This window comes from Lysobacter luteus, assembly GCF_907164845.1.
GTDB classification, from domain to species: Bacteria; Pseudomonadota; Gammaproteobacteria; order Xanthomonadales; family Xanthomonadaceae; genus Novilysobacter; species Novilysobacter luteus.
In genome coordinates this window covers 1,943,401-1,966,588 of the sequence record NZ_OU015430.1, presented here as the reverse complement: position 1 = coordinate 1,966,588, position 23,188 = coordinate 1,943,401, and the positions used below count along the sequence as shown (strand labels likewise).

Genomic DNA, 23,188 nt, shown 5'->3' with positions numbered 1-23,188 from the left:
CCACTTCGCACCCGCTTCACCCGGGCGCCTTCGTCCCCGCACGCGCTGTCCCGATCCTGCCGGCATTGCCATGACGGAGGGTGGGAGATGCGACTTTGGATGAAGATGATCGTGGTGTTCGGGATGACGCTTGCGATCCTGGTGCCGCTGGCGATGGTCCGCGGCGTCGTGCACGAGCGGCAGCAGTACCGCCAGCAGGTGGTCCGCGATGTCGCTGCCAGCCACGGCGGCGCGCAGTCCTTCGCCGGGCCCGTTCTGGTGGTGCCATACCGGCAGGTGGTCCAAGTGGAGGAGGCCGACGCGCAGGACGTGGTGCGTACCGCGACGCGGGTGCGCGAGGACGCTTGGACGTTCTTCCCGACGACGCTGGCGGTCGACGGGGACCTCAAGCCGGACGTGCGGCGTCGCAACCTGCACCAGGTACGCGTGTACGAGTGGACCGGCAGCGCGAGGGCGCAGTTCGAGGTCGACATCCCGGCGGACCCGGGCCCGGCCGCGGCGCGCCATGTCGGCGAGCCCTACCTGAGTTACGCGATTGGCGATGTCCGCGGACTGGTCGGGGCGCCGGTGCTGCAGGTGGACGGACGCCGGCGCACGCTCGCTCCCGGGCAGGGCTACCGCGCGGGCGAGGGCGTCCACGTACGCCTGGACGCGCTCGCTCCCGGCCGTACGCATCGCCTGGAGACAAGCTTGGACTTCGTGCTTGCCGGCACCGAGCGGCTATCGTTGTTGCCGGTTGCCGACGAGAACACGATCACCCTGGCGTCCACGTGGTCGCACCCGAGCTTCATGGGCAGCTCGCCACGCCGCCGCGACATCGACGCCAGCGGCTTCCGGGCCGAGTGGAGCATTCCCGGCCTGGCCAGCAACGCCCGCGAGTACCTGCTGGATCCGGGCGACCATGACGGCGCTGCCTCGTCCGCGGCGATGCGCGATGCGGTGGGCATCGCGCTGGTGGACCCGGTCGATGCCTACGCCAAGACCGACCGCGCGACCAAGTACGGCGTGCTGTTCGTGCTGCTCACCTTTGTCGGGTTCTTCATCTTCGAGCTGGTCAAGCAGTTGCCGATCCACCCGATCCAGTACGGGCTGGTCGGTCTGGCGCTGGCGATCTTCTTCCTGCTGTTGTTGAGCCTTGGGGAGCACTTCGCATTCGGCTGGTCGTACCTGGCCGCCGCGGTGGCGTGCATCGGGCTGATCACCTTCTACCTGAGCGCGGTGTTGCGCAGCGTGGTGCGGGCGCTGGGATTCGCGGCGATGCTGTCGACGCTGTACGCCAGCCTGTACGGGTTGCTGGTGTCGGAGGACAACGCGCTGGTGCTCGGGGCCGGATTGCTGTTCGTGATCCTGGCGGCGCTGATGGCGGTGACCCGCAAGGTCGACTGGTACCAGCTGGGTGGAACGGTGCGGACGGCGCGCGCGTCCTGAAGCGGCTAGGCGATGGCTGGCACCGTCGGTGCCAGCCACAGCGACACCCCCGCCAGCGCGGTTCCGATCGCGCCGGCGGCCAGCACGTCGCTCGGATAGTGCAGCCCGAGGACGACCCGCGACGCCGCTACGCTCACCGTGAAGGGCGCCAGCAACCAGGCCAGGACCGGGTAGTGGGCCGCCGCGACGAGGCTGAAGGCCACCGCATGCAGCGTGTGGCCGGACGGGAAACTGAACTCGTCCAGCGGCGCGACCCAGGCCCGGATCCGACGGTCGGAGGCGAATGGCCGCGGTCGCCGGGTCCAGCGCTTGAGCAACTTGTAGAGCGCCAGCGCGATCGCGCCGGTCAAGGCCAGGTGGGCGGACGCGGCCAACCCGCGCCAGCCATCGAAGACGACCATCGCGGCCATCAGCACGTACCAGAACGCCCCGTCGCCGAGCCAACTGACCAGCGAGAAGTACGCCCGCGACGGATGCCGCGCGCAGATGCGGTTGGCGCGCAGGCACCAGCTCGATTCACCCAGCGCCAGCCGCTGGTGCCATGGACTGCGGTTCATCGTCGCGCCTCCTCGGCGAGGGCCTGCAACATCGCGTCGAAATCGGCCGCCAACCGACCCGGGTGCAGCGCGGCGGTGGCCGGTCGGACGGCGCAGGCGACCGCGCCGCGTGCCGCGTCATCGGTGGCCAGATGCAGGCTGGCGTCGATGAACGCCGCTTCGTCGCCCACCGGCACCACCGCGGTGGGGGCGGCGTCGCGCAGGTGCTCGCGCGCGGCCCCGTAGTCGTAGGCGACGATGGGCAGGCCACTGGCCATCGCTTCCAGTGTCACGTTGCCGAAGGTCTCGCTCAGGCTGGGGAACAGGAACAGGTCGGCGCTGGCGAAATGCCGGGCCAGCGCGTCGTCGCGTTGCACGCCACGGAACACGAAGTCGGGATTCGCGTCCGCCAGTGCGGCACGTGCCGGGCCGTCACCCACCCAGACAAAGCGCGCATCGGGGCGTTCCGACTGGAGGCGGCGGAAGGCACGCACGGCCAGATCGAGGTTTTTCTCCGCGGCGATCCGCCCGACATGGATCACCACAAGTCCGGGCCCGGCAATGCCCCACTCGCGGCGCAGGCCGTCGTCGCGATGGGCCGGGTTGAAGCGCGCGATATCGATGCCTCGCGGCAACCGGCGCACCTGGGCGAAACCGCGCGCGCCGAGTTCGTCGGCCAGTTCGCGCGTCGGCACCAGCGTGGCCTGCGTGCGGTTGTGGAACCGCCGCATCCAGGCGAGGGCGGCCGGTGCGAGCCAGCGCGCGCCGTAGTCGCGCATGTAGTGGTCGAACCGGGTGTGGAATCCGCTGGCGACGGGGATGCCAAGTCGGCGCGCGGCCGTCACCGCCGACCAGCCGAGCGGGCCTTCGGTGGCGACATAGACCGCATCGGGACGACGAGAGCGCCAACGGGCAAGCAGCCGCCGTCGGGCGGGCAGTCCGAACTGCAGGCCGGGGTAGCGTGGCAGCCCGGCGCCCCGCACCAGCATCGCGTCCGTACCGCCCGGGCGCTCATCGCGATGGTGCGGGCGGACCACGTCGACCTCGTGGCCGCGCCCGCGCAGGCCGGCCTCGAACGCCTGCACGGTCAAAGCCACACCGTTCACTTCGGGCGGGTAGGTCTCGGTGACGATCGCGTAGCGCATGCGCGTTCTCCGGTTCCGCGGAGGATGCGCGGGCCGGATGAAACCACCAAGGCAGCCGGATGACCGTCGGGTGACAGGTTGGGTGCGGCGGGGTCAGTCCGCCGCGACGCGCAGGCGCACGCCGAGTGCGGCCATGTCGGCCGGCTCGCCGTCGAGGTCGGCATTGAGCAGCGGCCGCGCCGCCAGCCAGCGCCGGTCCAACGTCAACGTCAACCGCTCGCCTTCGGCACGTGCTTCCAGCCGCGGGATCGGGTCGGCCTCGTGTGCGCGGTGCATCAGTACGGCCAGCCGCAGCAGCGCGGACAGGTGGCGGACGGACGGCAGCAGGCGGTCGGGCAGGGCGTCGAACGCGGACTTGGGGACCTTGCGGCGGTGGGTGCGCACCAGCGCGGCGAGGAACTGCTGCTGCTGGCGCGAGAAACCGGAAATGTCGGTGTGCTCGACCACGTAGGCGCCGTGCACCTGGTACTGGCTGTGGGCGATGGTGAGGCCGAGCTCGTGCAGGCGCGCGGCCCGCGACAGCATCAGGCGGTCATCGACGCTGAGTTGCCAACCCTCGGCAACGTCGTCGAACAACCGCAGTGCGGTGGCTTCCACGCGCGCGGCCTGGGCCTTGTCGATGCCGTAGCGCAGCATCAACGCGGCAACCGACGCGTCGCGCGGGTCATCCGCGCCGCCGCGGCCGAGCATGTCGTACAGCACGCCCTCGCGCATCGCCGCCTTGCTGACCATCATCCGCTGCAGGCCCAGCGCATCGAACGCCGCCTCGAGGATCAGCAGGCCGCCCGCGATCACCGGCCGGCGGTCGGCCGACAGGCCGGGGAGATCGATCGCATCGATGCGCCCGGCCGCCAGCAGGCGATCGCGCACCTGCGGCAATGCATCGGCGATCACCGCGCCCTTGGTGAGCTTCATCGCCGCGCAGACTTCGCCGATGGCCTTGTTGGTACCGGAAGAGCCGATCGCATCGTCCCAGCCCAGCGCCCGGTAGGCGGCGGCGAACTGCTGGAACTCGGCGGTCACCTCGGTCAGCGCCTCCTGCCAACGGCGCGGTGTGAGTTTGCCGTCGCCGAAGTACCGGCGCGTGGTGGCCACGCAGCCCAGCTGCAGGCTTTCGCGCTCGATGGCCTCGAACCCGCTGCCGATGATGCACTCGGTCGAGCCACCGCCGATGTCGATCACCAGGCGCAACTCGTCGGGCCGGGACGGCTGCGCGTGCGCCACGCCCAGGTAGACCAGGCGCGCCTCCTCACGGCCGGATACCACTTCGATGGCGTGTCCAAGCGCGCTTTCGGCGGGCATCAGGAACGACTGCGGCGAGGACAGCCGCCGCACCGTGTTGGTGGCGATCGCTCGGATCTGCTGTGGCGGGATGTCGCGGATGCGCTGGCCGAAGCGCGACAGGCATTCGAACGCGCGTGTGCGGACTTCGGCCGACAACCCGCCGCGACCGTCCAGTCCTTCGGCCAGGCGCACCTGCTCACGCAACCGGTCGACCACGCGCAACTGGCCGAGCAGGTACTGGGCCACCACCATGTGGAAGCTGTTGGAACCCAGGTCCACCGCGGCCAGCAGGTCGCCGTCGCGCAGCGACAGCGCCGAGGTCGGGAAGTCGTCGCCGGGCAATGGCGTACCGGTCATGCGCACAGTTTCGCCAGCAGGCACGCCTGCGCCGAGTGGGGCTCGGCGCCCTCTGCGCGCGCTGCCGGCAGGTACTGCCCGTCGGGCTGCAACAGCCAGGCGTTGAGGTTGTCGCCCAGGTAATTGTCGAGCGCTTCCTCGCGGATGCGCGCGGCCACCGCCGGGTCGAGGATCGGGAAGCAGGTCTCGACCCGCCTCAACAGGTTGCGCTCGAGCCAGTCGGCACTGGCGCAGAACAGTTCAGGCTCGCCGTCGTTGCCGAACCAGTAGACCCGGCTGTGCTCGAGGAAGCGGCCCACGATCGAACGCACGCGGATGTTCTCGCTCACGCCCGGCACGCCTGCCCGCAGGGTGCAGGCCCCACGCACGATGAGGTCGATCTGCACCCCGGCCTGCGACGCGCGGTAGAGCGCGCGGATCACGCGCTCTTCGTTGAGGGCGTTCATCTTGGCGACGATGCGCGCCGGACGGCCGTCCAGCGCGTGCGCGATCTCGCGCTCGATCCGCCGCAGCACGCCGCCATGCAGTGTGAACGGCGACTGCAGCAGGCACTTGAGCTGCAACTGCGGTGCCAGCCCGGAGAGCTGCTGGAAGATCAGGTGGACGTCGTTGCCGATGTCGGGGTGTGCGGTGATCAGCCCGAGGTCGGTGTACTGGCGGGCGGTGCCGGCGTGGTAGTTGCCGGTGCCCAGGTGCACGTAGCGGCGCAGCACCCGGCCTTCACGGCGGACGATCAGCAACATCTTGGCGTGGGTCTTGTAGCCGACCACGCCGTACACCACCTGCACCCCGGCCTCCTGCAGGCGGTCGGCGAAGCCCAGGTTGGCCTCCTCGTCGAAGCGCGCGCGCAGCTCCACCACCACCGTCACGTCCTTGCCCTTGCGCGCGGCCTGGACCAGCGCGTCGACGATCTGAGAGTCCTTGCCGGAGCGGTACAGGGTCTGCTTGATCGCGAGCACGCTCGGGTCGTCGGCGGCCTGGCGCAGCAGTTCGAGCACGGGGGTGAACGCGTCGAACGGGTGGTGGAGCAGTACGTCGCCGCGCGACACGGTCTCGAACATCGTGTCCATGCCGGCCAGCGGGCGGGGCTGGAACGGCGGGAACTTCAGGTCGGCGCGCTGGACCAGGTCGTACACCTGCACCGCGCGGTTGAGGTTGACAGGGCCGTTGATCCGGTAGACCGCGTTCTCGGTGAGGTCGAAGTTCTCGAGCAGGGTCCGGACGATCGGCTCGGGACAGTGGTCGGCGATCTCCAGCCGTACGGCGCGCAGGTAACCGCGCCCCACCAGCTCGTCACGCAGGGCGAGGGCGATGTTGTCGACCTCCTCCTCGTCCACCAGCAGCTCGGAATTGCGGGTGACCCGGAACTGGTACGCGCCCTTGACCTGCATGCCCGGGAACAGTTCATCGACGAAGGCCGACAGCACCGCCGACAGGAACACGAAGTCGGTCGGCCCCCCGCTGACCTCCTCGGGAACCTGGATGATGCGCGGCAAGGAGCGCGGCGCGCGCACGATGGCGAGGTTGCCGTCGCGACCGAAGGCATCACGACCGCTGACCACCACCACGATGTTGAGCGACTTGTTGAGGATCTTCGGGAACGGGTGCGCAGGGTCGAGGCCCAAGGGCGACAGCACCGGCATGATCTCATCGCGGAAGTAGCCGCGCAGCCATTCGGCCTGGCGCGGGTTCCAGTTGTCGCGCGCCAGCACCCGCACGCCCGCCTGGTTGAGCGCGGGCCTCAGCACCTTGTTCCAGCACTCGTACTGGGCGTCGACCAGCTCGGCGGCGCGGTCGTGGATGCGCGCGAGCACCGCCGACGGTGCCAGGCCGTCCGGCCCTGCCACCAGGCCCAGGTCCTGCGCGTGGCGCAGGGTGCCGGCGCGGATCTCGAAGAACTCGTCGAGGTTGGTGCAACTGATGCAGAGGTAGCGCAGCCGCTCGAGCAGCGGGACCTGCGGATCCTGCGCCTGGGCGAGCACGCGGAAGTTGAAGTCCAGCTGCGACAGCTCGCGGTTGGAGTACAGCGACGGGTCGCGCAGCGGGTCGGCGGCCGGTGCGTCGGTATACAGGCCAGCATCGAGCGGTGCGTGCCCGGTGGGGTCGAGTTCCCTGGAACGGTTCATCGTCCTGCTTCCCTCATGCGCGCGCTGCGGCCGGGTCGGCGCCGGGCGGGCTGGATGCCCCCGGTTCGTCCCGCCGACGCACGCGGTCGCGGCTGAAGTGACAGGCAAAGATACTGCCCCGGCCCACTTCGCTGGTGATTTCCAGCCGGGCCCGGTGCAACTGCAGCACGTGCTTGACGATCGCCAGCCCCAGGCCGGTCCCTCCGGACTCCCGCGAGCGGCTGGTGGAAACCCGGTAGAAGCGCTCGGTGATGCGGGGCAGGTGCGCGGCGGGGATGCCGTAGCCGGTGTCGCTCACTTCCAGCACCACGCCCTTCGGGTTGGCGGGGCCGTCGGCGCGGAACCGCACCGTGACCTCGCCACCGGCCGGTGTGTACCGGATCGCGTTTGCCACCAGGTTGGAGAACGCGCTGTGGAGCTCCTTGCCCGAGCCGACAAGGTCGACTCCTGCGCTGTCCTCGATCGTGATGCCGTGCTGGCCCTGGCTGAGCGCGAGCGCCTCGCGACGCAGCGTGCTCAACATCGGCGCCATCGCCACGGGTTCCTCCGCCGGCAGTCCGTCCTGGGACTCCAGCCGCGACAGGGTCAACAGGTCCTCGACCAGCTGTGCCATGCGCTGCGACTGGCGTTGCATCTCGGCCAGCATCGGCGTGAGCTCGGGGTACTGGCCATCGTCGATGAGGTCGAGGTAGCCGTGCACCACGGTCAGCGGGGTGCGCAACTCGTGGGACACGTTCGCGACGAAGTCGCGCCGCATCTGCTCCAGCCGCAGCAGGCGGCTGACGTCGCGCGCGACCAGGAGCCAGAGGTTTTCCGAGTACGGGATCAACCGCATGCTCAGGGTGACCGCAGGGTCCAGCGGGGACGGTGTCTCCAGCGGCTCCGCATTGCGCCCGCCAGCGAGCCAGTGGGCGAGTGGCAGCGGCTGCAGGCGCTGTACCAGCGGAACGCCGAGGTCCCCCGGGTAGCGCAGTCCCAGTAGCGGCCCGGACGCCTGGTTGAACCACTGGACCCGCTGGCTGTTGCGGTCGACCACGACGACCGCATCGGGCAGGGCGGCCGCCACGGCGCGGTAGGCACGCAGCATTTCCACCAGCCGCCGCTTGCGTCCGCGCATCTCGGCCTGGCTGCGGTGGAGCAGGCGGTCCAGCTCGTTCCACACGCCTTCGCCCGAAGGTGGCGGCAACCGGCGCCGGGCGGTCAGGCGTTGCAGCACGCGCCGCAGGCGCCAGTAGTGCCAGCCCAGCACGCCGAGCGCGGCCAGCGTGGCCACCGGCCACGGGTGCCCGACCGCCAGGCCCAGCAGCGCGGCGGCCGCCATGCACAGGGCCAGCAGGCCGAGGGTGCGAAGCCAGGCGGAGCGGGCATGGGGTGGCATGGCGGCAGTATCGGGGATCGAGGTCAGGCCGAGGCCGAGAACCGGTAGCCGGCGCCGCGCACGGTCTGGATCATGCCGTCCAGCAGGTGCGGCTCCAGTGTCTTGCGCAGGCGCCGGATGTGTACGTCGACCGTGCGTTCCTCGACGTACACGCTGCCGCCCCACACATGGTCCAGCAGTTGCGCGCGTGAGTAGACGCGCTCGGGGTGGGTCATGAAGAAGTGCAGCAGGCGGTACTCGGTCGGTCCGATCTGCACCGGCTCGTCGCCGCTGGCGCCGCGGGCGAACACCCGGTGTGCGGCGCCGTCGATGCGCAGTGCGCCCGACGCGATGCTGCCGTCCTCGTCGTCCTCGCGCGAGCGCCGCAGCACGGCGCGGATGCGCGCCAGCAGCTCGCGCGCGGAGAACGGCTTGACGACGTAGTCGTCAACGCCCGCCTCGAGCCCACCGACACGGTCGTTCTCCTCCCCGCGCGCGGTCAGCATGATGATCGGCACCTCGCGGGTGAGCGGTTCCTTGCGCCAGCGCCGGGCCAGTTCCAGGCCACTGGTGCCGGGCAGCATCCAGTCCAGCAGGATCAGGTCCGGCACGCGGTCGGCGATCGCCGCCTGGGCCTCGCGGGAATCGCCGGCGTGGACCGGCTCGTATTCGCCCTTGCGCAGGGCGAACGCCACCATGTCGCGGATCGCGGGTTCGTCTTCGACAATCAGGATGCGTTTGTGCACGGGTCACCGGGAGTGGTACGGAGCCATCTCGGAGCGGAGCGCGGCCGGGGTCCGAGGCCGCCCCAGTACACTACCGTTTTATGACACGGCGGTGACAGGCGCCGCGCAACCGTCACATGCGCGCAGCCCGACTCAGCGGCGGTCCAGCACCTTGTCGTGGATGCCCTGGCGGTGCAGCTCGAGCACCATCGGGGTGATCTGGGCGATCCGCGCCTCGATCCGCTGGCGGGCGTAATAGTCCACCTCCGGGCGTTTCTTCAGGGTGTTGAGCTGGACCAGTGCCTGCTCGGCGCGACCACTGAGCAGCGTCGCCTCGGCGTAGGCCTCGCCGGCGCGGATCGGTTCGCCGGCGATCTCGCTGGCACGGGCAAATGTCCGCTGGAACTCGGGGTCATCGGCCGAGCGCGCCATCAGCGGGCGCAACACCGCCTGGGCGCGTTTGCCGGCGTCGACCGTATTGCGCTCCGACAGCACCCGCGCGTACGTCAGCACGATGGCGCGGTTGCCCGGCGCACGCTGCAACAGTTCGGCAAAGCGGGCGTCGGCCGCTTTGCGGTCGCCACTGCGTGACTCGGCCTCTGCCAGGCCAAGCGCGACCCACAGATCGCCCGGCCGGCGCGCGAGCAACGGTGTCAGCCCGGCGACCGCTGCCCCGGGCTCGTTGGCGCGCAGCTGCGCGATGGCCAGGCCGTACTGCTGCGCTTCGGTCAGCGGACCGGTGGCGGCCATCTGCTGGTATTCGCGCACCGCGGCTGGTGGGGTGTCCGCGCTCAAGACGCGCAGGCGCTCGCGGGCCAGCTCGAACTGGCCGGTGCCGCCCGACTGCAGCGCATCGCCACCGATCACCAGGCCGCCGGGCAGCAGCGGGTTGTCGCTCGTACGCGGGCCGACGCTGAACCCGCCCGGCGACCTCGCCAGCTGCTCGGCGCGGGACTTGGCCTCGCTGATGCGCGTGGTGGTGACCGGGTGGGTCATCAGGTAGTCGGGGGTGTCGTAGGCGCCGGCGGCGTTGGCGCGCGAACGCGTCAGCATGGTGCCGAAGAAGTCCGCCATCGCATCGGTGTCGTAATGGCTGCGTGCGAGCGTCTGGATGCCGAGCCGATCGGCTTCGTGCTCGTTGGAGCGGGTGTAGTTGATCTGCCGCTGCTGGGCCAGGCCCATCGCCGAGACGATCGCGGCCTGCGCGGCGTCGTCGCTGGAGTTGCCGCCGGCGGACTGCGCCAGCACCACGGCGCCCAGCATCGCCAACAGGATCGGGACCTGGTCGCGCTGGGCGCGCTCGACCCCCCGCAGCACGTGCTCCTGGGTGACGTGGGCGATCTCGTGCGACATCACCGCCGCGACCTCGTCCTCGCGTTCGGCCGCCAGCACCAGGCCCGCGTTGACGCCGATGTAGCCGCCGAGGGTGGCAAAGGCGTTGATCTGGCGGTCGCCCATCATGAAAAAGGTGAAGGGCTGTCGCGGCAGGTCGCTGTTGGCGGCCAGGCGGGCACCGAGGCTGTCGAGCCAGCCGTCCACCAGCGGGTCTTCGAGCAGGTAGTCGTAGTGGCGCAGCTGCGCCAGCATCATCGCGCCGTACTGCTCCTGCTGGTGGGGCGTGAGCAGTTGCCCCGCCGACGAGCCGATGTCGGGCAGCGAGGACTCCTGGGCCGGTGCGCCCAGGCTGGCCAGGGCGAAGGTGACGGCGGCGGTGAGCGGGAGGATGCGACGCAACGGAATCTCCAGGGCGGGCGCCGGGTTCCCGCAGGATGCAGGGCGGCCGGGCCGCAGGCGTGAACATGCAGTTAATCGCGAGGGCGGCCGACGACCGTGGAAAAACCGGGCGGTCGACCCCACTTCAGTGCGAGCATTCGACCACAGCCCTTCCCACGAGTTCACAGGAGAGTCCCTTGAGCACGCCTTCGCCCTCCCCCCAGGTCACCATGTACACCACTGCGGTCTGCCCCTACTGCGTGGCGGCCAAGAACTTCCTCAAGAGCAAGGGGCGGGAGTGGACCGAGGTGCGGGTCGACCTGGACCCGGCCGAGCGCGAGAAGATGATGGCGCTGACCCGCCGGACCAGCGTGCCGCAGATCTTCGTCGGCGACACCCACGTCGGTGGTTACGACGACATGATCGCGCTGCACCGCGAAGGCAAGCTGGAGCCGCTGTTCGAGGGCGAAGCGTGAGCACCGGCCCGGCGGACCCGGCCGAGGCCGATCGCGTCGCCGAGTTCACCGCGTTCCGCAAGCGCATGAACGAGCGCATCCTGGCCGAGCCCAACCAGGTGGTGCGGCGGTTCTTCGCGCTCGATACCCAGACCTACCAGCCCGGCGCGCTCGACCTGAAGACCAAGGAGCTGCTCGGCCTGGTGGCGTCGCTGGTGCTGCGCTGCGACGACTGCATCAGCTACCACGTTGCCCAGTGCCGCGAGGCGGGAGTGAAGCGGGACGAGATGTTCGAAGCGTTCTCGGTCGGGCTGGTGGTGGGCGGATCGATCGTGATCCCGCACATGCGCCGCGCAGTCGACTTCCTCGATCGCCTCGAGCAGGGCGAAGCAGGTGCGCCTGGGGCCCATGAACACGGCTGAGCAGGCGGCAGACTGCGGGAGCGTCCCGCTTTTGGCATAATTCCGCGGTTCACACACGGCGCCGTACGGCCCGTCGCGGCGCCCCCCAGACGGAAAATCCCCCAAATGACGCAGACCATCACGGTCATCCGCGGCGACGGTATCGGCCCGGAAATCATGGACGCCACCCTGCACGTGCTCGACGCGATGCAGCTCGGCCTGCAGTACGAGTTCGCCGACGCCGGCCTGGTCGCGCTGGAGAAGTCCGGCGAGCTGTTGCCGGCGGCCACCATGGACTCGATCCGAAAGAACCGCGTGGCGCTCAAGAGCCCGCTGACCACGCCGGTCGGCGGCGGCTTCTCGTCGATCAACGTCGAGCTGCGCAAGCGCTTTGACCTGTACGCCAACGTGCGCCCGGCGACGTCGTTCCCGAACACCAAGTCGCGCTTCCCGTCCGGGGTCGACCTGATCACCGTGCGCGAGAACACCGAGGGTGCCTACAGCGCCGAAGGGCAGGCGGTGTCCGAGGACGGCGAAACCGCCACCTCGATCACCCGCACCACCCGCCGCGGCTCGGAGCGGATCGTCCGCTACGCGTTCGAGCTGGCCAGGAAGACCGGCCGCAAGAAGGTCACCGTCGTCCACAAGGCCAACATCCTCAAGTCGACTTCGGGGCTGTTCCTGAAAACCGCCCGTGAAGTGGCGGCCGAGTACCCCGAGATCAACTGCGAGGAAATGATCGTCGACAACTGCTGCATGCAGCTGGTCATGCGGCCCGAGCAGTTCGACGTGATCGTCACCACCAACCTGTTCGGCGACATCATTTCCGACCTGTGCGCCGGCCTGATCGGTGGCCTCGGCCTCACCCCGGGCGCCAACATCGGCACCGACGCGGCGATCTTCGAGGCCGTCCACGGCACCGCGCCGGACATCGCAGGGCAGGGCAAGGCCAATCCGTGCGCGCTGCTGCTGGGCGCCGCGCAGATGCTCGACCACCTCGGCATGGCCGACAAGGCCACCCGCCTGCGCCAGGCCATCGTGGCCACGCTGGAGGCCAAGGACAGCCTGACCGGCGACCTCGGCGGTTCAAGCGACACGATGTCGTTCGCCCGCGCGATCGCCAGCCGGGTCTGACCTCCGCCAGGTCGGTACCAGACGGGGCGCCTTCGGGCGCCCCGTCTGCTTTGGGGGCAGCGCGTCGGGGCGGGGCGAGGCATTGCCGCGAATGTCGCGACAGCGTTCCATCCATCGCGCTCGACAGCCGTCGGGGCAGCCGCCACACTCGCGCTCGTTTCCCTGCATCCGGATAGAGCGATGGATCACGCCGCTTCGCCGCCGCCGGCGCCACCGAGCGCGCTCGCGTTGACCCCCTTGCTGGTGTTCCTTGCGCTGTTCTTCGGCGCCGGGCTGTATTTCACTGCGCAGGGCGAGGCGATGGGGTTCTACCAGTTGCGCGCGCCGGTGGCGATCCTGCCCGCGCTCGCGCTCGGGGCATGGCTGGTCCGGCGCCGCGGGATCCGGCCGGTCGACACCTTGCTGGAAGGAATGGGCCATCCCAACGTGATGTTGATGGTGCTGGTGTTCCTGCTGGCCGGCGCCTTCGCAAACGTGTCACGGGCCATCGGCGCGGTCGATGCAGTGGTGGCGCTCGGGCTCGGCGCGATGCCGCCGGCGCTGATTCTGCCGGGGCTGTTCCTGGTGGCCGGCTTCGTGTCGCTGTCGATCGGCACATCAATGGGCACCATCGCGGCGGTCGTCCCGATCGCCACCGGGCTGGCCGACGCCGCCGGCCTGGACCGCGCACTGGTGCTGGGGGCGGTGGTCGGCGGCGCGATGTTTGGCGACAACCTGTCGATCATCTCGGACACGACCATCGCCGCCACCCGTAGCCAGGGCGCGCGGATGTCGGACAAGTTCCGCGAGAATTTCAGGATCGCGCTGCCCGCGGCGATCGCCACCGTCGCGCTGCTGGCCTGGTTCGGGGATGCGGCGCCGGTGGAGGCGCCAGGCGCCGCGTCGCCGTGGCTGGTGCTGCCCTACCTGGCGGTGCTGGCGCTCGCCCTGCTCGGGTTGGACGTGGTCCTCGTGCTGGCGATCGGGCTGGTACTGACCGGTGTGTTCGGCTACCTGATGGCCGGCGGCTACGACCTGGTCAGCTACGCCAACGACATCTACGACGGCTTCGAGAGCATGGTCGAGATCACGCTGCTGTCCCTGTTGATCGGCGGCCTGGCGGCGCTGATCAAGGCCGGGGGCGGGCTGGAGTGGCTGGCCGGCGTGATCGCGCGTTTCGCCCGCGGCCACACCGGTCGCCGGTCCGGCGAACTGAGCATCGCCGCGCTTGCCGCCGGCAGCGATGCGCTGACGGCCAACAACACGGTGGCCATCCTCGTCAGCGGCAGCCTCGCGCGCGACATCGCCACCCGGCACGGCATCGCGCCGCGTCGCGCCGCGAGCGTGCTCGACATCTACTCGTGCGTCGTCCAGGGCGTGCTGCCCTACGGCGCCCAGATCCTGCTGGCCGGTTCGCTGGCCGGGCTGTCGCCCCTGATGATCGCCGGCAAGGTCTGGTACTGCTGGCTGCTGGCGCTCGTGGCGATTGGTTTCATGCTGTGGCCGGGCAGGCCCCGCCACGTGTCCCGTTGACGGCAGGTCGGAACATGAAAAGGGCGCCCGGGAGGCGCCCTTTTCATTACATCCAGGTGGTGCGTGCGGTCAGTCGCGCAGCTTGGCCAGCAGCCGCAGGAACTCGATGTACAGCCACACCAGCGTGACCATCAGCCCGAACGCGCCGTACCACTCCATGTACTTCGGCGCGCCCTGTTCGGCGCCGGTCTCGATGAAGTCGAAGTCCAGCACCAGGTTGAGCGCGGCGATCACCACCACGAACAGGCTGAATCCGATACCGACCATCCCCGACTCGTGGATCATGGGGATCTGGATGCCGAAAAGGCCCAGCACGATGCTGGCCATGTAGACCAGGAAGATGCCGCCGGTGGCGGCGGCGACGCCCAGCTTGAAGTTCTCGGTCGCCTTGATCAGGCCCGTGCGGTAAACGAACAGCAGCGCGAACAGCGTGCCGAAGGTCAGCAGCACCGCCTGCATGACGATGCCTTCGTACATGTGGTTGAACATCGCCGAGATGGCACCGAGGAAGAAGCCCTCGACCAGCGCGTACAGCGGGGCGGTCACCGGCGACCATTCCTTCTTGAAGACCGTCACCAGCGCGAGCACCAGGCCGCCGATCATGCCGCCCCACAGGTAGGGGCCGGCGCCGACGATGCCGGCGGGGGTCGACACCTGGTACCAGGTGAAGGTGGCGGTCAGCACCGCCATCAGCAGCAGCATCCCGGTCTTGTTGACCGTGCCGGCGAGCGTCATCACGTTGTCGCCGCCGCGCACGATCGCGCCGCTGCCGAGGTCGAGGAAGGTGGAGTCCTTGAGAGCCGGGTTACCGCTGCGGATCATGTGTTGTCCCCTGTGTGTCTGGTTCGAGCCCGGTGCGGGCACTGCCCCGAGGATACAACGCGGGTTGCCTGCTGGATCATTGACAGTCTCGCCCCCGCCGCCCAAAATGACCGGCCTTTCGCGGCGCTGGCGCGCAACGGAAGCCCGGATCGGGGCATAGCGCAGTCTGGTAGCGCATCTGGTTTGGGACCAGAGGGTCGGGGGTTCGAATCCCTCTGCCCCGACCACTCGGGGCGCCGGCTAAGATGTGTGCAGGCGCCTGTAGCTCAACCGGATAGAGCACCGGCCTTCTAAGCCGGTGGTTGCAGGTTCGAGTCCTGCCGGGCGCGCCAGACTGCGATGCAAGTGTTGGGTTCTGTGGTGGATGTAGCTCAGTTGGTTAGAGCACCGGATTGTGATTCCGGGGGTCGCGGGTTCGAATCCCGTCTTCCACCCCACTCGCGGTTCACGCGGGTGTTGGCTTCAGGCAGGTCCTTCCTGCTACAATTTCAGCGCTAACGGGCCGTTAGCTCAGTTGGTAGAGCAGTTGACTCTTAATCAATAGGTCCAAGGTTCGAATCCTTGACGGCCCACCAAGACGGAAGCACCTGGTTCGCGCCAGGTGCTTTTTTCTTGCCCGCGGTGCGGGCGGCCGTGGCGTGCCCTTCGCGGACGCCCGTAGAATCGCCGCCACCGGCCCTGCCGGCGGGCGGCATCGCGAAAGTGGCGGAATTGGTAGACGCCCTGGATTTAGGTTCCAGTGCCGCAAGGCGTGGGGGTTCGAGTCCCCCCTTTCGCACCATCCCGGGCAACGGCCTGCGCGACCGGTGGCCCGCATGAGTGGTCGCGCGTGCTTGTCTTCCGTCGCAACGACCTTGTCCCAAGCCGGAGCAGGCGATCGGCAACTGGAAGCGGCGCCCGGAATCAGCCAAACTACGTCGTTCCGCCCATGGCCGGCCCAGTGTCCGCCCGGGCGACCGGTTCAACAAACAGCTTGCCGCGACGACCGTCGCGGTCGCAGGAGTGGATATGCCAGCCGTAGAAAAGTCCGCGTCGGTCGAGTCGCTCGGTAACCTCGAGCGCCGCATGACCTTCAGCCTCCCGGCAGACCGCCTGGAGAGCACCGTCGGTGGTCGCCTGCGCGAAATCGCACGCGGCGCCAAGATCAAGGGCTTCCGCCCCGGCAAGGTGCCCGCCAAGGTCATCGAGCAGCGTTTCGGCCAGCAGGTTCGCGCCGAGGTGCTGGACGGCCTGCTGCGCGAAAGCTTCGGCAACGCGGTGCGCGAGCAGTCGCTGCAGATCGCCGGCAACCCGCGGATCGAGCCCGCCGAAGGCGAAGAGCTGGCCTACGTCGCCACCTTCGAGGTCGTGCCGGACTTCGGCGACATCGACGTCGCCAAGCTCAACGTCGTGCGCCACACCTCCGAGGTGAAGGACGCCGACATCGACGCAATGATCGAGAACCTCCGCCTGCAGCGCCGCACCTGGAACCCGGTCGAGCGCGCCGCACAGGAAGGCGACGCGGTTGAGCTGGAGACCTTCTCCACCGTCGACGGCGAGCGCCTCCCGCCGGAAGGCGCCGAGCGCGGCGCCACCGTGGTCGGTTCGGCCGCGATGTTCCCGGCGATCGAAGCCGCCCTGGTCGGGATGAAGGCGGGCGAGGAGAAGACGGTCGAGGTCGAGTTCCCCGCGAGTTGGCGCGTACCGCAGTTCGCCGGCCGCAAGGTGGACGTGACCGTCAAGGCGACCAAGGTCTCCGAGCCGGTCCTGCCGGAAGTGGACGAGGGTTTCATCAAGAGCTTCGGCATCAAGAGCGGCGATGCGGAACAGTTCCGCAAGGACATCCGCAGCAACCTCGAGCGCGAGCTCAAGGGCGCGCTGATGACCCGCCTGCGCCGCGAGGTCGGCGAGCAGCTGATCGCCGAGTACGCCTCGGTCGAGATGCCGCCGCGCCTGGTCGAGAACGAGGCCCGCGACATGGCCCGCCAGGCCGCCGAGCAGGCGCGTCGCCAGGGCCGCAAGGTGGAGCTGCCCGACAACGCCCACGAGTCGTTCATGGATGCCGCGCGCAAGCGCGTGCTGGTCGGCCTGCTCGTGGGTGAGGTCGCGCGCCGCAACGAACTCAAGCTCGATCCCAAGCGCGTGTCCGAGACCCTCAACCTGATCGCCTCGACCTACGAGGAGCCGCAGCAGGTCATCGAGCTCTACCGCCAGGACCAGCAGCTGATGCAGGGTCTTCAGGGCCGGGTGATGGAAGAGCAGGTGATCGACTGGATCGCCGAGCGCGCCCAGCACACCGAGCAGCCGATGTCCTTCTCCGAGGCCATCCGCCAGTAGTTGGATGAACCGCCGCGCCCCGCGGGGCGCGGTTGACCCCGGCGGGGCTTGCATCGCCGCGCGGCCAGCCCCAGATTGACTAGCCGCACACACGTAACCGAAGGTCCCGCATCCGGATGGACACCCGAACCCAAGCCCTGAACCTGGTGCCGATGGTGGTCGAGCAGACCAGCCGCGGCGAGCGCGCGTATGACATCTACTCGCGCCTGCTGAAGGAGCGGGTGATCTTCCTGGTGGGTGGGGTCGACGACCACGTGGCCAACGTGATCGTCGCGCAGATGCTCTTCCTCGAGGCCGAAAACCCCGAGAAGGACATCAGCCTCTACATCAACTCCCCCGGCGGCGTGGTCACGGCCGGCATGGCGATCTACGACACCATGCAGTACATCAAGCCGGACGTGAGCACGATCTGCGTCGGCCAGGCCGCCTCGATGGGCGCGCTGCTGCTGGCGGCAGGTGCCAAGGGCAAGCGTTACGCGCTGCCGAACTCGCGCGTGATGATCCACCAGCCGCTCGGCGGCTTCCAGGGCCAGGCCAGCGACATCGAGATCCACGCCCGCGAGATCCTCGCGCTCAAGCAGAAGCTGAACGAGGTACTCTCCCACCACACCGGGCAGCCGCTGGAGACGATCGCGCGCGACACCGAGCGCGACAACTTCAAGAGCGCCGAGGCCGCCCGCGAGTACGGCCTGGTCGACCAGGTGCTCGAACGCCGCCCCGACGAGTCCATCCAGGCCGGTTGACGGCTATTTGCTCGACCCGAACACAATCGCACAAGTTATTGATTCCGTGACGCTTTCAGCGGTTCCGGCAGGCCCCCGGGGCTTGCCGGGATGCTGTGCTATTCTCGGGCCGCATCATCCGGTACCCGTGCGCGCAGGCCTTGCGCGACCGGCTCCGCACATGGAACTTCAGGCAAGCGCATGACCGACGATCGACAGGGCCGCAGTACCGGCGACAGCAACAAGATTCTGTACTGCTCGTTCTGCGGCAAGAGCCAGCACGAGGTGCGCAAGCTGATTGCGGGCCCCAGCGTGTTCATCTGTGACGAATGCGTCGAGCTGTGCAACGACATCATCCGCGAGGAACTCGAGGAGAAGGCGCAGTCGGCGCGCAGCCACCTGCCCAAGCCCAAGGAGATCCTCGAGGTCCTCGACCAGTACGTGATTGGCCAGGCGCGCGCCAAGCGCACGCTCGCGGTCGCCGTGTACAACCATTACAAGCGCATCGAGAGCCGCCAGAAGAACGACGACGTCGAGCTGGCCAAGTCAAACATCCTGCTGGTCGGCCCGACCGGTTCGGGCAAGACGCTGCTGGCCGAAACGCTGGCGCGCATGCTCAACGTGCCGTTCACGATGGCCGACGCGACGACGCTGACCGAAGCCGGCTATGTCGGCGAGGACGTCGAGAACATCATCCAGAAGCTGCTGCAGAAGTGCGACTACGACGTCGACAAGGCGCAGCAGGGCATCGTCTACATCGACGAGATCGACAAGATCTCGCGCAAGTCCGACAACCCGTCGATCACCCGCGACGTGTCGGGCGAGGGCGTCCAGCAGGCGCTGCTGAAGCTGATCGAGGGCACCGTCGCCAGCGTGCCGCCGCAGGGCGGTCGCAAGCATCCGCAGCAGGAGTTCCTGCAGGTCGACACGCGCAACATCCTGTTCATCGTGGGCGGCGCCTTCGCCGGTCTGGACAAGATCATCCAGCAGCGCAGCACCGAGGCCGGTGGCATCGGCTTTGGCGCCAAGGTCAAGAGCAGCGAGCGCAAGACCGAGGTCGGCAAGATCCTGGCCGAGGTCGAGCCCGAGGACCTGATCAAGTTCGGCCTGATTCCCGAGTTCGTCGGCCGCCTGCCGGTCGTCGCGACACTCGAGGAACTCGACGAGGAGGCCCTGATCACCATCCTGACCGAGCCGCGCAACGCGATCACCAAGCAGTTCCGCAAGCTGTTCGAGATGGAAGGCGTTGAGCTGGAGTTCCGTCCCGACGCCCTTGCGGCGATCGCCCGCAAGGCCCTCAAGCGCAAGACCGGCGCGCGTGGCCTGCGCACCATCGTGGAGTCGGTGCTGCTCGACACGATGTACGAGCTACCGTCGCAGGAGAACGTGAGCAAGGTGGTGGTCGACGAGTCGGTGATCGACCACAAGACCGATCCCTACCTGATCTACCAGACGCCGCCGGCGGCTCCGCAGAAGGCCGCTTCGGGCGACTGAACCGGGCCGCACCCGCCGTTGACCCGATCAGCCGTTTGCGCATCGCAAGCGGCTGATTTCATTTGGGTTTCCCGAACCGCCCGGATCGGCTCCCTGACGCCGCTTGCATCCCTCCGCGCGGGCCCCCATAACCGTTGCCAAGGCCCCGGCGATGCCGGCGCTTTCCCGTTTACTGCGCCGGACGCCCGTCCGGCGGCCTGACAGCCCGGAGCCCTCCATGACCGAATCCACCCGGACCGAATCCTCCCGCACGACCGGGCACGAACCTCTCGAGCTGCCGGTGTTGCCGCTGCGCGACGTCGTGGTGTTCCCGCACATGGTGATCCCGTTGTTCGTCGGGCGCGACAAGTCGATCCGCGCCCTCGACCTGGCGATGGAAGCCGACAAGCAGATCCTGCTGGTGGCGCAGAAGTCGGCCGAGACCGACGACCCGGTCGCCGGCGATCTCTACGAGGTGGGCACGCTGGCCCATGTCCTGCAACTGCTAAAGCTGCCCGACGGCACCATCAAGGTGCTGGTGGAAGGCGTGGCGCGCGCGCGTGTCGAAGACGTGGTTGAACACGAAGGCACGCTGTCCGGCAGCGCCCGCGTGATCGAGCCCGTGGCCGACCGCGAGGAGCGTGAACTCGACGCCATCGCACGCTCGCTGATGGGCCTGTTCGAGCAGTACGTGAAGACCAATCGCAAGCTCCCGCCGGAGCTGATGCAGACCCTTTCGGGCATCGACGAGCCGGGGCGCCTGGCAGACACCATCGCTGCCCACCTCGGGGTGCGTATCGGCGACAAGCAGAAGTTGCTCGAGACCCATGACGTCGGCGCCCGACTGGAGCAGCTGGTCGGCCTGGTCGACGGCGAGATCGACGTGCAGCAGCTCGAGAAGCGCATCCGCGGCCGGGTCAAGTCGCAGATGGAGAAGAGCCAGCGCGAGTACTACCTCAACGAGCAGATGAAGGCGATCCAGAAGGAGCTGGGCGAGATCGACGACGCGCCGAACGACATCGAGGAGCTGACCAGAAAGATCGCCGCGGCCGGCATGCCCAGGCCGGTCGAGGCCAAGGCGCGCAACGAGCTCAACAAGCTCAAGCAGATGTCGCCGATGTCGGCCGAGGCCGCGGTGGTGCGCAACTACCTGGACTGGCTGCTCGGCGTGCCGTGGAAGAAGCGCAGCAAGGTCCGCAAGGACCTGCGTGCCGCGCAGGAAGTGCTCGACGCCGACCACTTCGGCCTTGAGAAGGTGAAGGAGCGCATCCTCGAATACCTGGCCGTGCAGACCCGGGTCAAGACGATGAAGGCCCCGATCCTGTGCCTGGTCGGCCCTCCGGGCGTGGGCAAGACTTCGCTGGGCCAATCGATCGCCAAGGCGACCAACCGCAAGTTCATCCGGATGTCGCTCGGCGGCGTGCGTGACGAGGCCGAGATCCGTGGCCACCGCCGCACCTACGTCGGCTCGATGCCGGGGCGGATCGTGCAGAACCTCAACAAGGTCGGCACGAAGAACCCCCTGTTCGTGCTCGACGAGATCGACAAGATGTCGATGGACTTCCGCGGCGACCCGTCGTCCGCGCTGCTCGAGGTCCTGGATCCCGAGCAGAACCACAGCTTCAACGACCACTACCTGGAGGTCGACCTCGACCTGAGCGAGGTGATGTTCGTGGCCACCTCCAACTCGCTCAACATCCCCGGTCCGCTCCTGGACCGCATGGAGGTGATCCGCATCCCGGGTTACACCGAGGAGGAGAAGCTCAACATCGCCATGCGTTACCTGCTGCCAAAGCAGATCAAGGCCAACGGGCTCAAGCCGGACGAGGTCAAGATCAGCGAGGCGGCGGTACGCGACATCGTGCGCTACTACACGCGCGAGTCCGGCGTGCGCAACCTCGAGCGCGAGATCTCCAAGATCGCGCGCAAGGTGGTCAAGGAGATCGCACTGGCCGGGCCGCAGAAGAAGGCGAAGACGGTCAACGTCACCCCCAAGAACCTCGACAAGTACCTGGGCGTGCGCCGGTTCGACTTCGGCCGTGCCGAAGAGCAGAACGAGATCGGCCTGGTGACCGGACTGGCGTGGACGGAGGTCGGCGGCGACCTGCTGCAGATCGAATCGACGATGGTGCCGGGCAAGGGCCAGCTGTTGCTGACCGGCCAGCTGGGCGACGTCATGAAGGAGTCGGCGTCGGCGGCGCTGTCGGTGGTTCGGGCGCGGACCGAGCGCTTGGGCATCGACCTTGAGTTCCTGCAGAAGCAGGACATCCACGTCCACGTGCCCGAGGGCGCCACGCCGAAGGACGGCCCGAGCGCCGGCATCGCGATGGCGACTGCGCTGGTGTCGATGCTCACCGGCAACCCGGTGCGCGCGGAGGTGGCGATGACCGGCGAAATCACCCTGCGCGGGCGCGTGCTTCCGATCGGCGGCCTGAAGGAGAAGCTGCTGGCGGCGCTGCGTGGCGGCATCACCACGGTGATCATTCCCGAGGAGAACGAGAAGGACCTGGTCGACCTGCCGAAGAGCGTGACCCAGGGGTTGAAGATCGTCCCGGCCAAGTGGATCGACGAAGTCCTCGACGTGGCGCTGGAACGCCCTGTGACGCCCTCGCAGCCCTCGGGCGAGGGTGCGGTACCGGTCAGGGGCAAGGGCGAGCGGGTCGAGCAGGCCGGCGTCAAGCATTGATTGGCGGCAATTGCCAAAAATGCGTCCGATCCGCTGAAACCCGCGTCATTGCTAGCTTTCCGGCTTGCACCCCCTAAATGCCACTGGTATAACGCAGGCAACCGCATCGCAGCCGGGGGGGTTGGCTGGCGATGCGGCAAAGTCGGTCGGAGGTCCGCCGTGCGCGGGGGGCACTTCGATTCTCAGCACACCGCGGTCCGTATCCGCACAGGGAGTCCACACGAATGAACAAGGGTGATTTTGTTGCCGCCGTCGCCGACGCTGCAGAGCTGTCGAAGACCGATGCCGCCAATGCCGTCGACGCGATGGTCAGTGTCATCACCAAGGCGCTGAAGAAGGGCGACACGGTGACGCTGGTCGGCTTCGGCACCTTCCAGGTCCGCAAGCGTGCCGCCCGCCAGGGTCGCAACCCGAAGACCGGTGAGACGATCAAGATCAAGGCTTCCAAGAATCCTGCGTTCAAGGCTGGCAAAGCTCTTAAGGACGCTGTAAACTAAGCAGCTCACCCGCCGCCGCAATGCATCGCGGCGGTCCTGTGATCCAGGGTGCTTAGCTCAGTGGTAGAGCGTCTCCTTTACACGGAGAGGGTCGGGGGTTCGAAACCCTCAGCACCCACCAGCACCGGGTAATGCTTCAAAGTGCGGAGTGGTAGTTCAGTTGGTTAGAATGCTGGCCTGTCACGCCGGAGGTCGCGGGTTCGAGTCCCGTCCACTCCGCCAGTAACACCAGAAGCGCCGGATGATTCCGGCGCTTCTGCTTTTTATGAGAGCCGCGCTTTTGTGCGGCCGGTTGCAGCCGGTTCGGCAACCAGTGTTTTGCGACGTGGAGCGGTAGTTCAGTTGGTTAGAATGCTGGCCTGTCACGCCGGAGGTCGCGGGTTCGAGTCCCGTCCGCTCCGCCATTGTCGAGTTGTAGAAGGCGCCGGAAACGGCGCCTTTTTTTTTGGCCCGCCAGCCGACAGGGCAACCGCGCTAGACTGTGCGGCTTCCGACTTGC

General features: G+C 68.4%; 18 protein-coding genes and 8 tRNA genes. 18 read left to right on the top strand and 8 right to left on the bottom strand.

The window, feature by feature from the left end; genetic code table 11:
• Positions 1-87: 87 nt before the first annotated feature.
• Positions 88-1,428, top strand: coding sequence for a cell envelope integrity protein CreD (gene creD / locus KOD61_RS09195; RefSeq protein WP_215218397.1), 1,341 nt, complete (start codon positions 88-90; stop codon positions 1,426-1,428).
• Between the two features lie 5 nt (positions 1,429-1,433).
• Here the strand turns inward: creD and KOD61_RS09190 are convergent, their stop codons facing one another.
• From KOD61_RS09190 to KOD61_RS09160, 7 genes are all read right to left on the bottom strand, one after another.
• Complete coding sequence (locus KOD61_RS09190; RefSeq protein WP_215218396.1) at positions 1,434-1,985, bottom strand: phosphatase PAP2 family protein; 552 nt, start codon at positions 1,983-1,985, stop codon at positions 1,434-1,436.
• Positions 1,982-3,109, bottom strand: a complete 1,128-nt coding sequence (locus KOD61_RS09185; RefSeq protein ID WP_215218395.1) for a glycosyltransferase family 4 protein — start codon at positions 3,107-3,109, stop codon at positions 1,982-1,984. The genes KOD61_RS09190 and KOD61_RS09185 overlap by 4 nt, the downstream gene beginning before the upstream one ends.
• A 93-nt stretch (positions 3,110-3,202) precedes the next feature.
• Positions 3,203-4,750 (bottom strand): exopolyphosphatase, encoded by a 1,548-nt coding sequence (ppx, locus tag KOD61_RS09180; protein ID WP_215218394.1) that lies wholly within the window; start codon positions 4,748-4,750, stop codon positions 3,203-3,205.
• Entirely contained in the window at positions 4,747-6,876 is a 2,130-nt protein-coding gene (gene ppk1 / locus KOD61_RS09175; RefSeq protein ID WP_215218393.1) for a polyphosphate kinase 1, read from the bottom strand. The genes ppx and ppk1 overlap by 4 nt, the downstream gene beginning before the upstream one ends.
• Before the next feature lie 13 nt (positions 6,877-6,889).
• Complete coding sequence (gene phoR, locus KOD61_RS09170) at positions 6,890-8,254, bottom strand: phosphate regulon sensor histidine kinase PhoR (protein ID WP_215218392.1); 1,365 nt, start codon at positions 8,252-8,254, stop codon at positions 6,890-6,892.
• Between the two features lie 23 nt (positions 8,255-8,277).
• Positions 8,278-8,979 carry a phosphate regulon transcriptional regulator PhoB gene (gene phoB, locus KOD61_RS09165; RefSeq protein WP_215218391.1) on the bottom strand — a complete coding sequence of 234 codons (702 nt, stop codon included), beginning with the start codon at positions 8,977-8,979 and terminating at the stop codon, positions 8,278-8,280.
• A 132-nt stretch (positions 8,980-9,111) separates the two neighbouring features.
• Positions 9,112-10,698 (bottom strand): M48 family metalloprotease, encoded by a 1,587-nt coding sequence (locus KOD61_RS09160; RefSeq protein ID WP_407074588.1) that lies wholly within the window; start codon positions 10,696-10,698, stop codon positions 9,112-9,114.
• 203 nt (positions 10,699-10,901) lie between these two features.
• On the opposite strand from KOD61_RS09160, the gene grxC reads away from it, so the two are divergent.
• The 4 genes from grxC (at position 10,902) to KOD61_RS09140 (ending at position 14,173) form a co-directional block, all read left to right on the top strand.
• Complete coding sequence (grxC, locus tag KOD61_RS09155) at positions 10,902-11,147, top strand: glutaredoxin 3 (RefSeq protein ID WP_215220355.1); 246 nt, start codon at positions 10,902-10,904, stop codon at positions 11,145-11,147.
• A 65-nt stretch (positions 11,148-11,212) separates the two neighbouring features.
• Positions 11,213-11,548, top strand: coding sequence for a carboxymuconolactone decarboxylase family protein (locus KOD61_RS09150; protein ID WP_215220354.1), 336 nt, complete (start codon positions 11,213-11,215; stop codon positions 11,546-11,548).
• 105 nt (positions 11,549-11,653) lie between these two features.
• Positions 11,654-12,661, top strand: a complete 1,008-nt coding sequence (locus tag KOD61_RS09145) for an isocitrate dehydrogenase (protein WP_215218390.1) — start codon at positions 11,654-11,656, stop codon at positions 12,659-12,661.
• Between the two features lie 180 nt (positions 12,662-12,841).
• Positions 12,842-14,173 carry a Na+/H+ antiporter NhaC family protein gene (locus tag KOD61_RS09140; RefSeq protein ID WP_215218389.1) on the top strand — a complete coding sequence of 444 codons (1,332 nt, stop codon included), beginning with the start codon at positions 12,842-12,844 and terminating at the stop codon, positions 14,171-14,173.
• A gap of 69 nt (positions 14,174-14,242) precedes the next feature.
• Here the strand turns inward: KOD61_RS09140 and KOD61_RS09135 are convergent, their stop codons facing one another.
• Complete coding sequence (locus tag KOD61_RS09135; RefSeq protein ID WP_215218388.1) at positions 14,243-14,995, bottom strand: Bax inhibitor-1/YccA family protein; 753 nt, start codon at positions 14,993-14,995, stop codon at positions 14,243-14,245.
• Positions 14,996-15,145: 150 nt separating this feature from the next.
• Between KOD61_RS09135 and KOD61_RS09130 the strand changes: the two genes are divergently transcribed.
• From KOD61_RS09130 to KOD61_RS09070, 13 genes are all read left to right on the top strand, one after another.
• Positions 15,146-15,222, top strand: a tRNA-Pro gene (locus tag KOD61_RS09130).
• 28 nt (positions 15,223-15,250) lie between these two features.
• A tRNA-Arg gene (locus KOD61_RS09125) sits at positions 15,251-15,327 on the top strand.
• A gap of 28 nt (positions 15,328-15,355) precedes the next feature.
• Positions 15,356-15,432 (top strand) — tRNA-His (locus KOD61_RS09120).
• Positions 15,433-15,494: 62 nt separating this feature from the next.
• Positions 15,495-15,570 (top strand) — tRNA-Lys (locus KOD61_RS09115).
• A 121-nt stretch (positions 15,571-15,691) separates the two neighbouring features.
• Positions 15,692-15,776 (top strand) — tRNA-Leu (locus KOD61_RS09110).
• Positions 15,777-16,003: 227 nt separating this feature from the next.
• Complete coding sequence (tig, locus tag KOD61_RS09105; RefSeq protein WP_215218387.1) at positions 16,004-17,311, top strand: trigger factor; 1,308 nt, start codon at positions 16,004-16,006, stop codon at positions 17,309-17,311.
• Between the two features lie 116 nt (positions 17,312-17,427).
• The gene (gene clpP, locus KOD61_RS09100; RefSeq protein WP_215218386.1) at positions 17,428-18,054 is read left to right on the top strand and encodes an ATP-dependent Clp endopeptidase proteolytic subunit ClpP; all 627 of its coding nucleotides are present in this window, start codon (positions 17,428-17,430) and stop codon (positions 18,052-18,054) included.
• A gap of 180 nt (positions 18,055-18,234) precedes the next feature.
• The gene (gene clpX, locus KOD61_RS09095) at positions 18,235-19,527 is read left to right on the top strand and encodes an ATP-dependent Clp protease ATP-binding subunit ClpX (protein ID WP_215218385.1); all 1,293 of its coding nucleotides are present in this window, start codon (positions 18,235-18,237) and stop codon (positions 19,525-19,527) included.
• Between the two features lie 217 nt (positions 19,528-19,744).
• Positions 19,745-22,192, top strand: a complete 2,448-nt coding sequence (gene lon, locus KOD61_RS09090) for an endopeptidase La (RefSeq protein WP_215218384.1) — start codon at positions 19,745-19,747, stop codon at positions 22,190-22,192.
• 224 nt (positions 22,193-22,416) lie between these two features.
• Positions 22,417-22,689: an HU family DNA-binding protein gene (locus KOD61_RS09085; RefSeq protein WP_215218383.1), complete on the top strand. Its 273-nt coding sequence runs from the start codon at positions 22,417-22,419 to the stop codon at positions 22,687-22,689.
• A 46-nt stretch (positions 22,690-22,735) separates the two neighbouring features.
• Positions 22,736-22,810, top strand: a tRNA-Val gene (locus KOD61_RS09080).
• Positions 22,811-22,834: 24 nt separating this feature from the next.
• A tRNA-Asp gene (locus KOD61_RS09075) sits at positions 22,835-22,911 on the top strand.
• A gap of 105 nt (positions 22,912-23,016) precedes the next feature.
• Positions 23,017-23,093, top strand: a tRNA-Asp gene (locus tag KOD61_RS09070).
• Positions 23,094-23,188 lie beyond the last annotated feature (95 nt).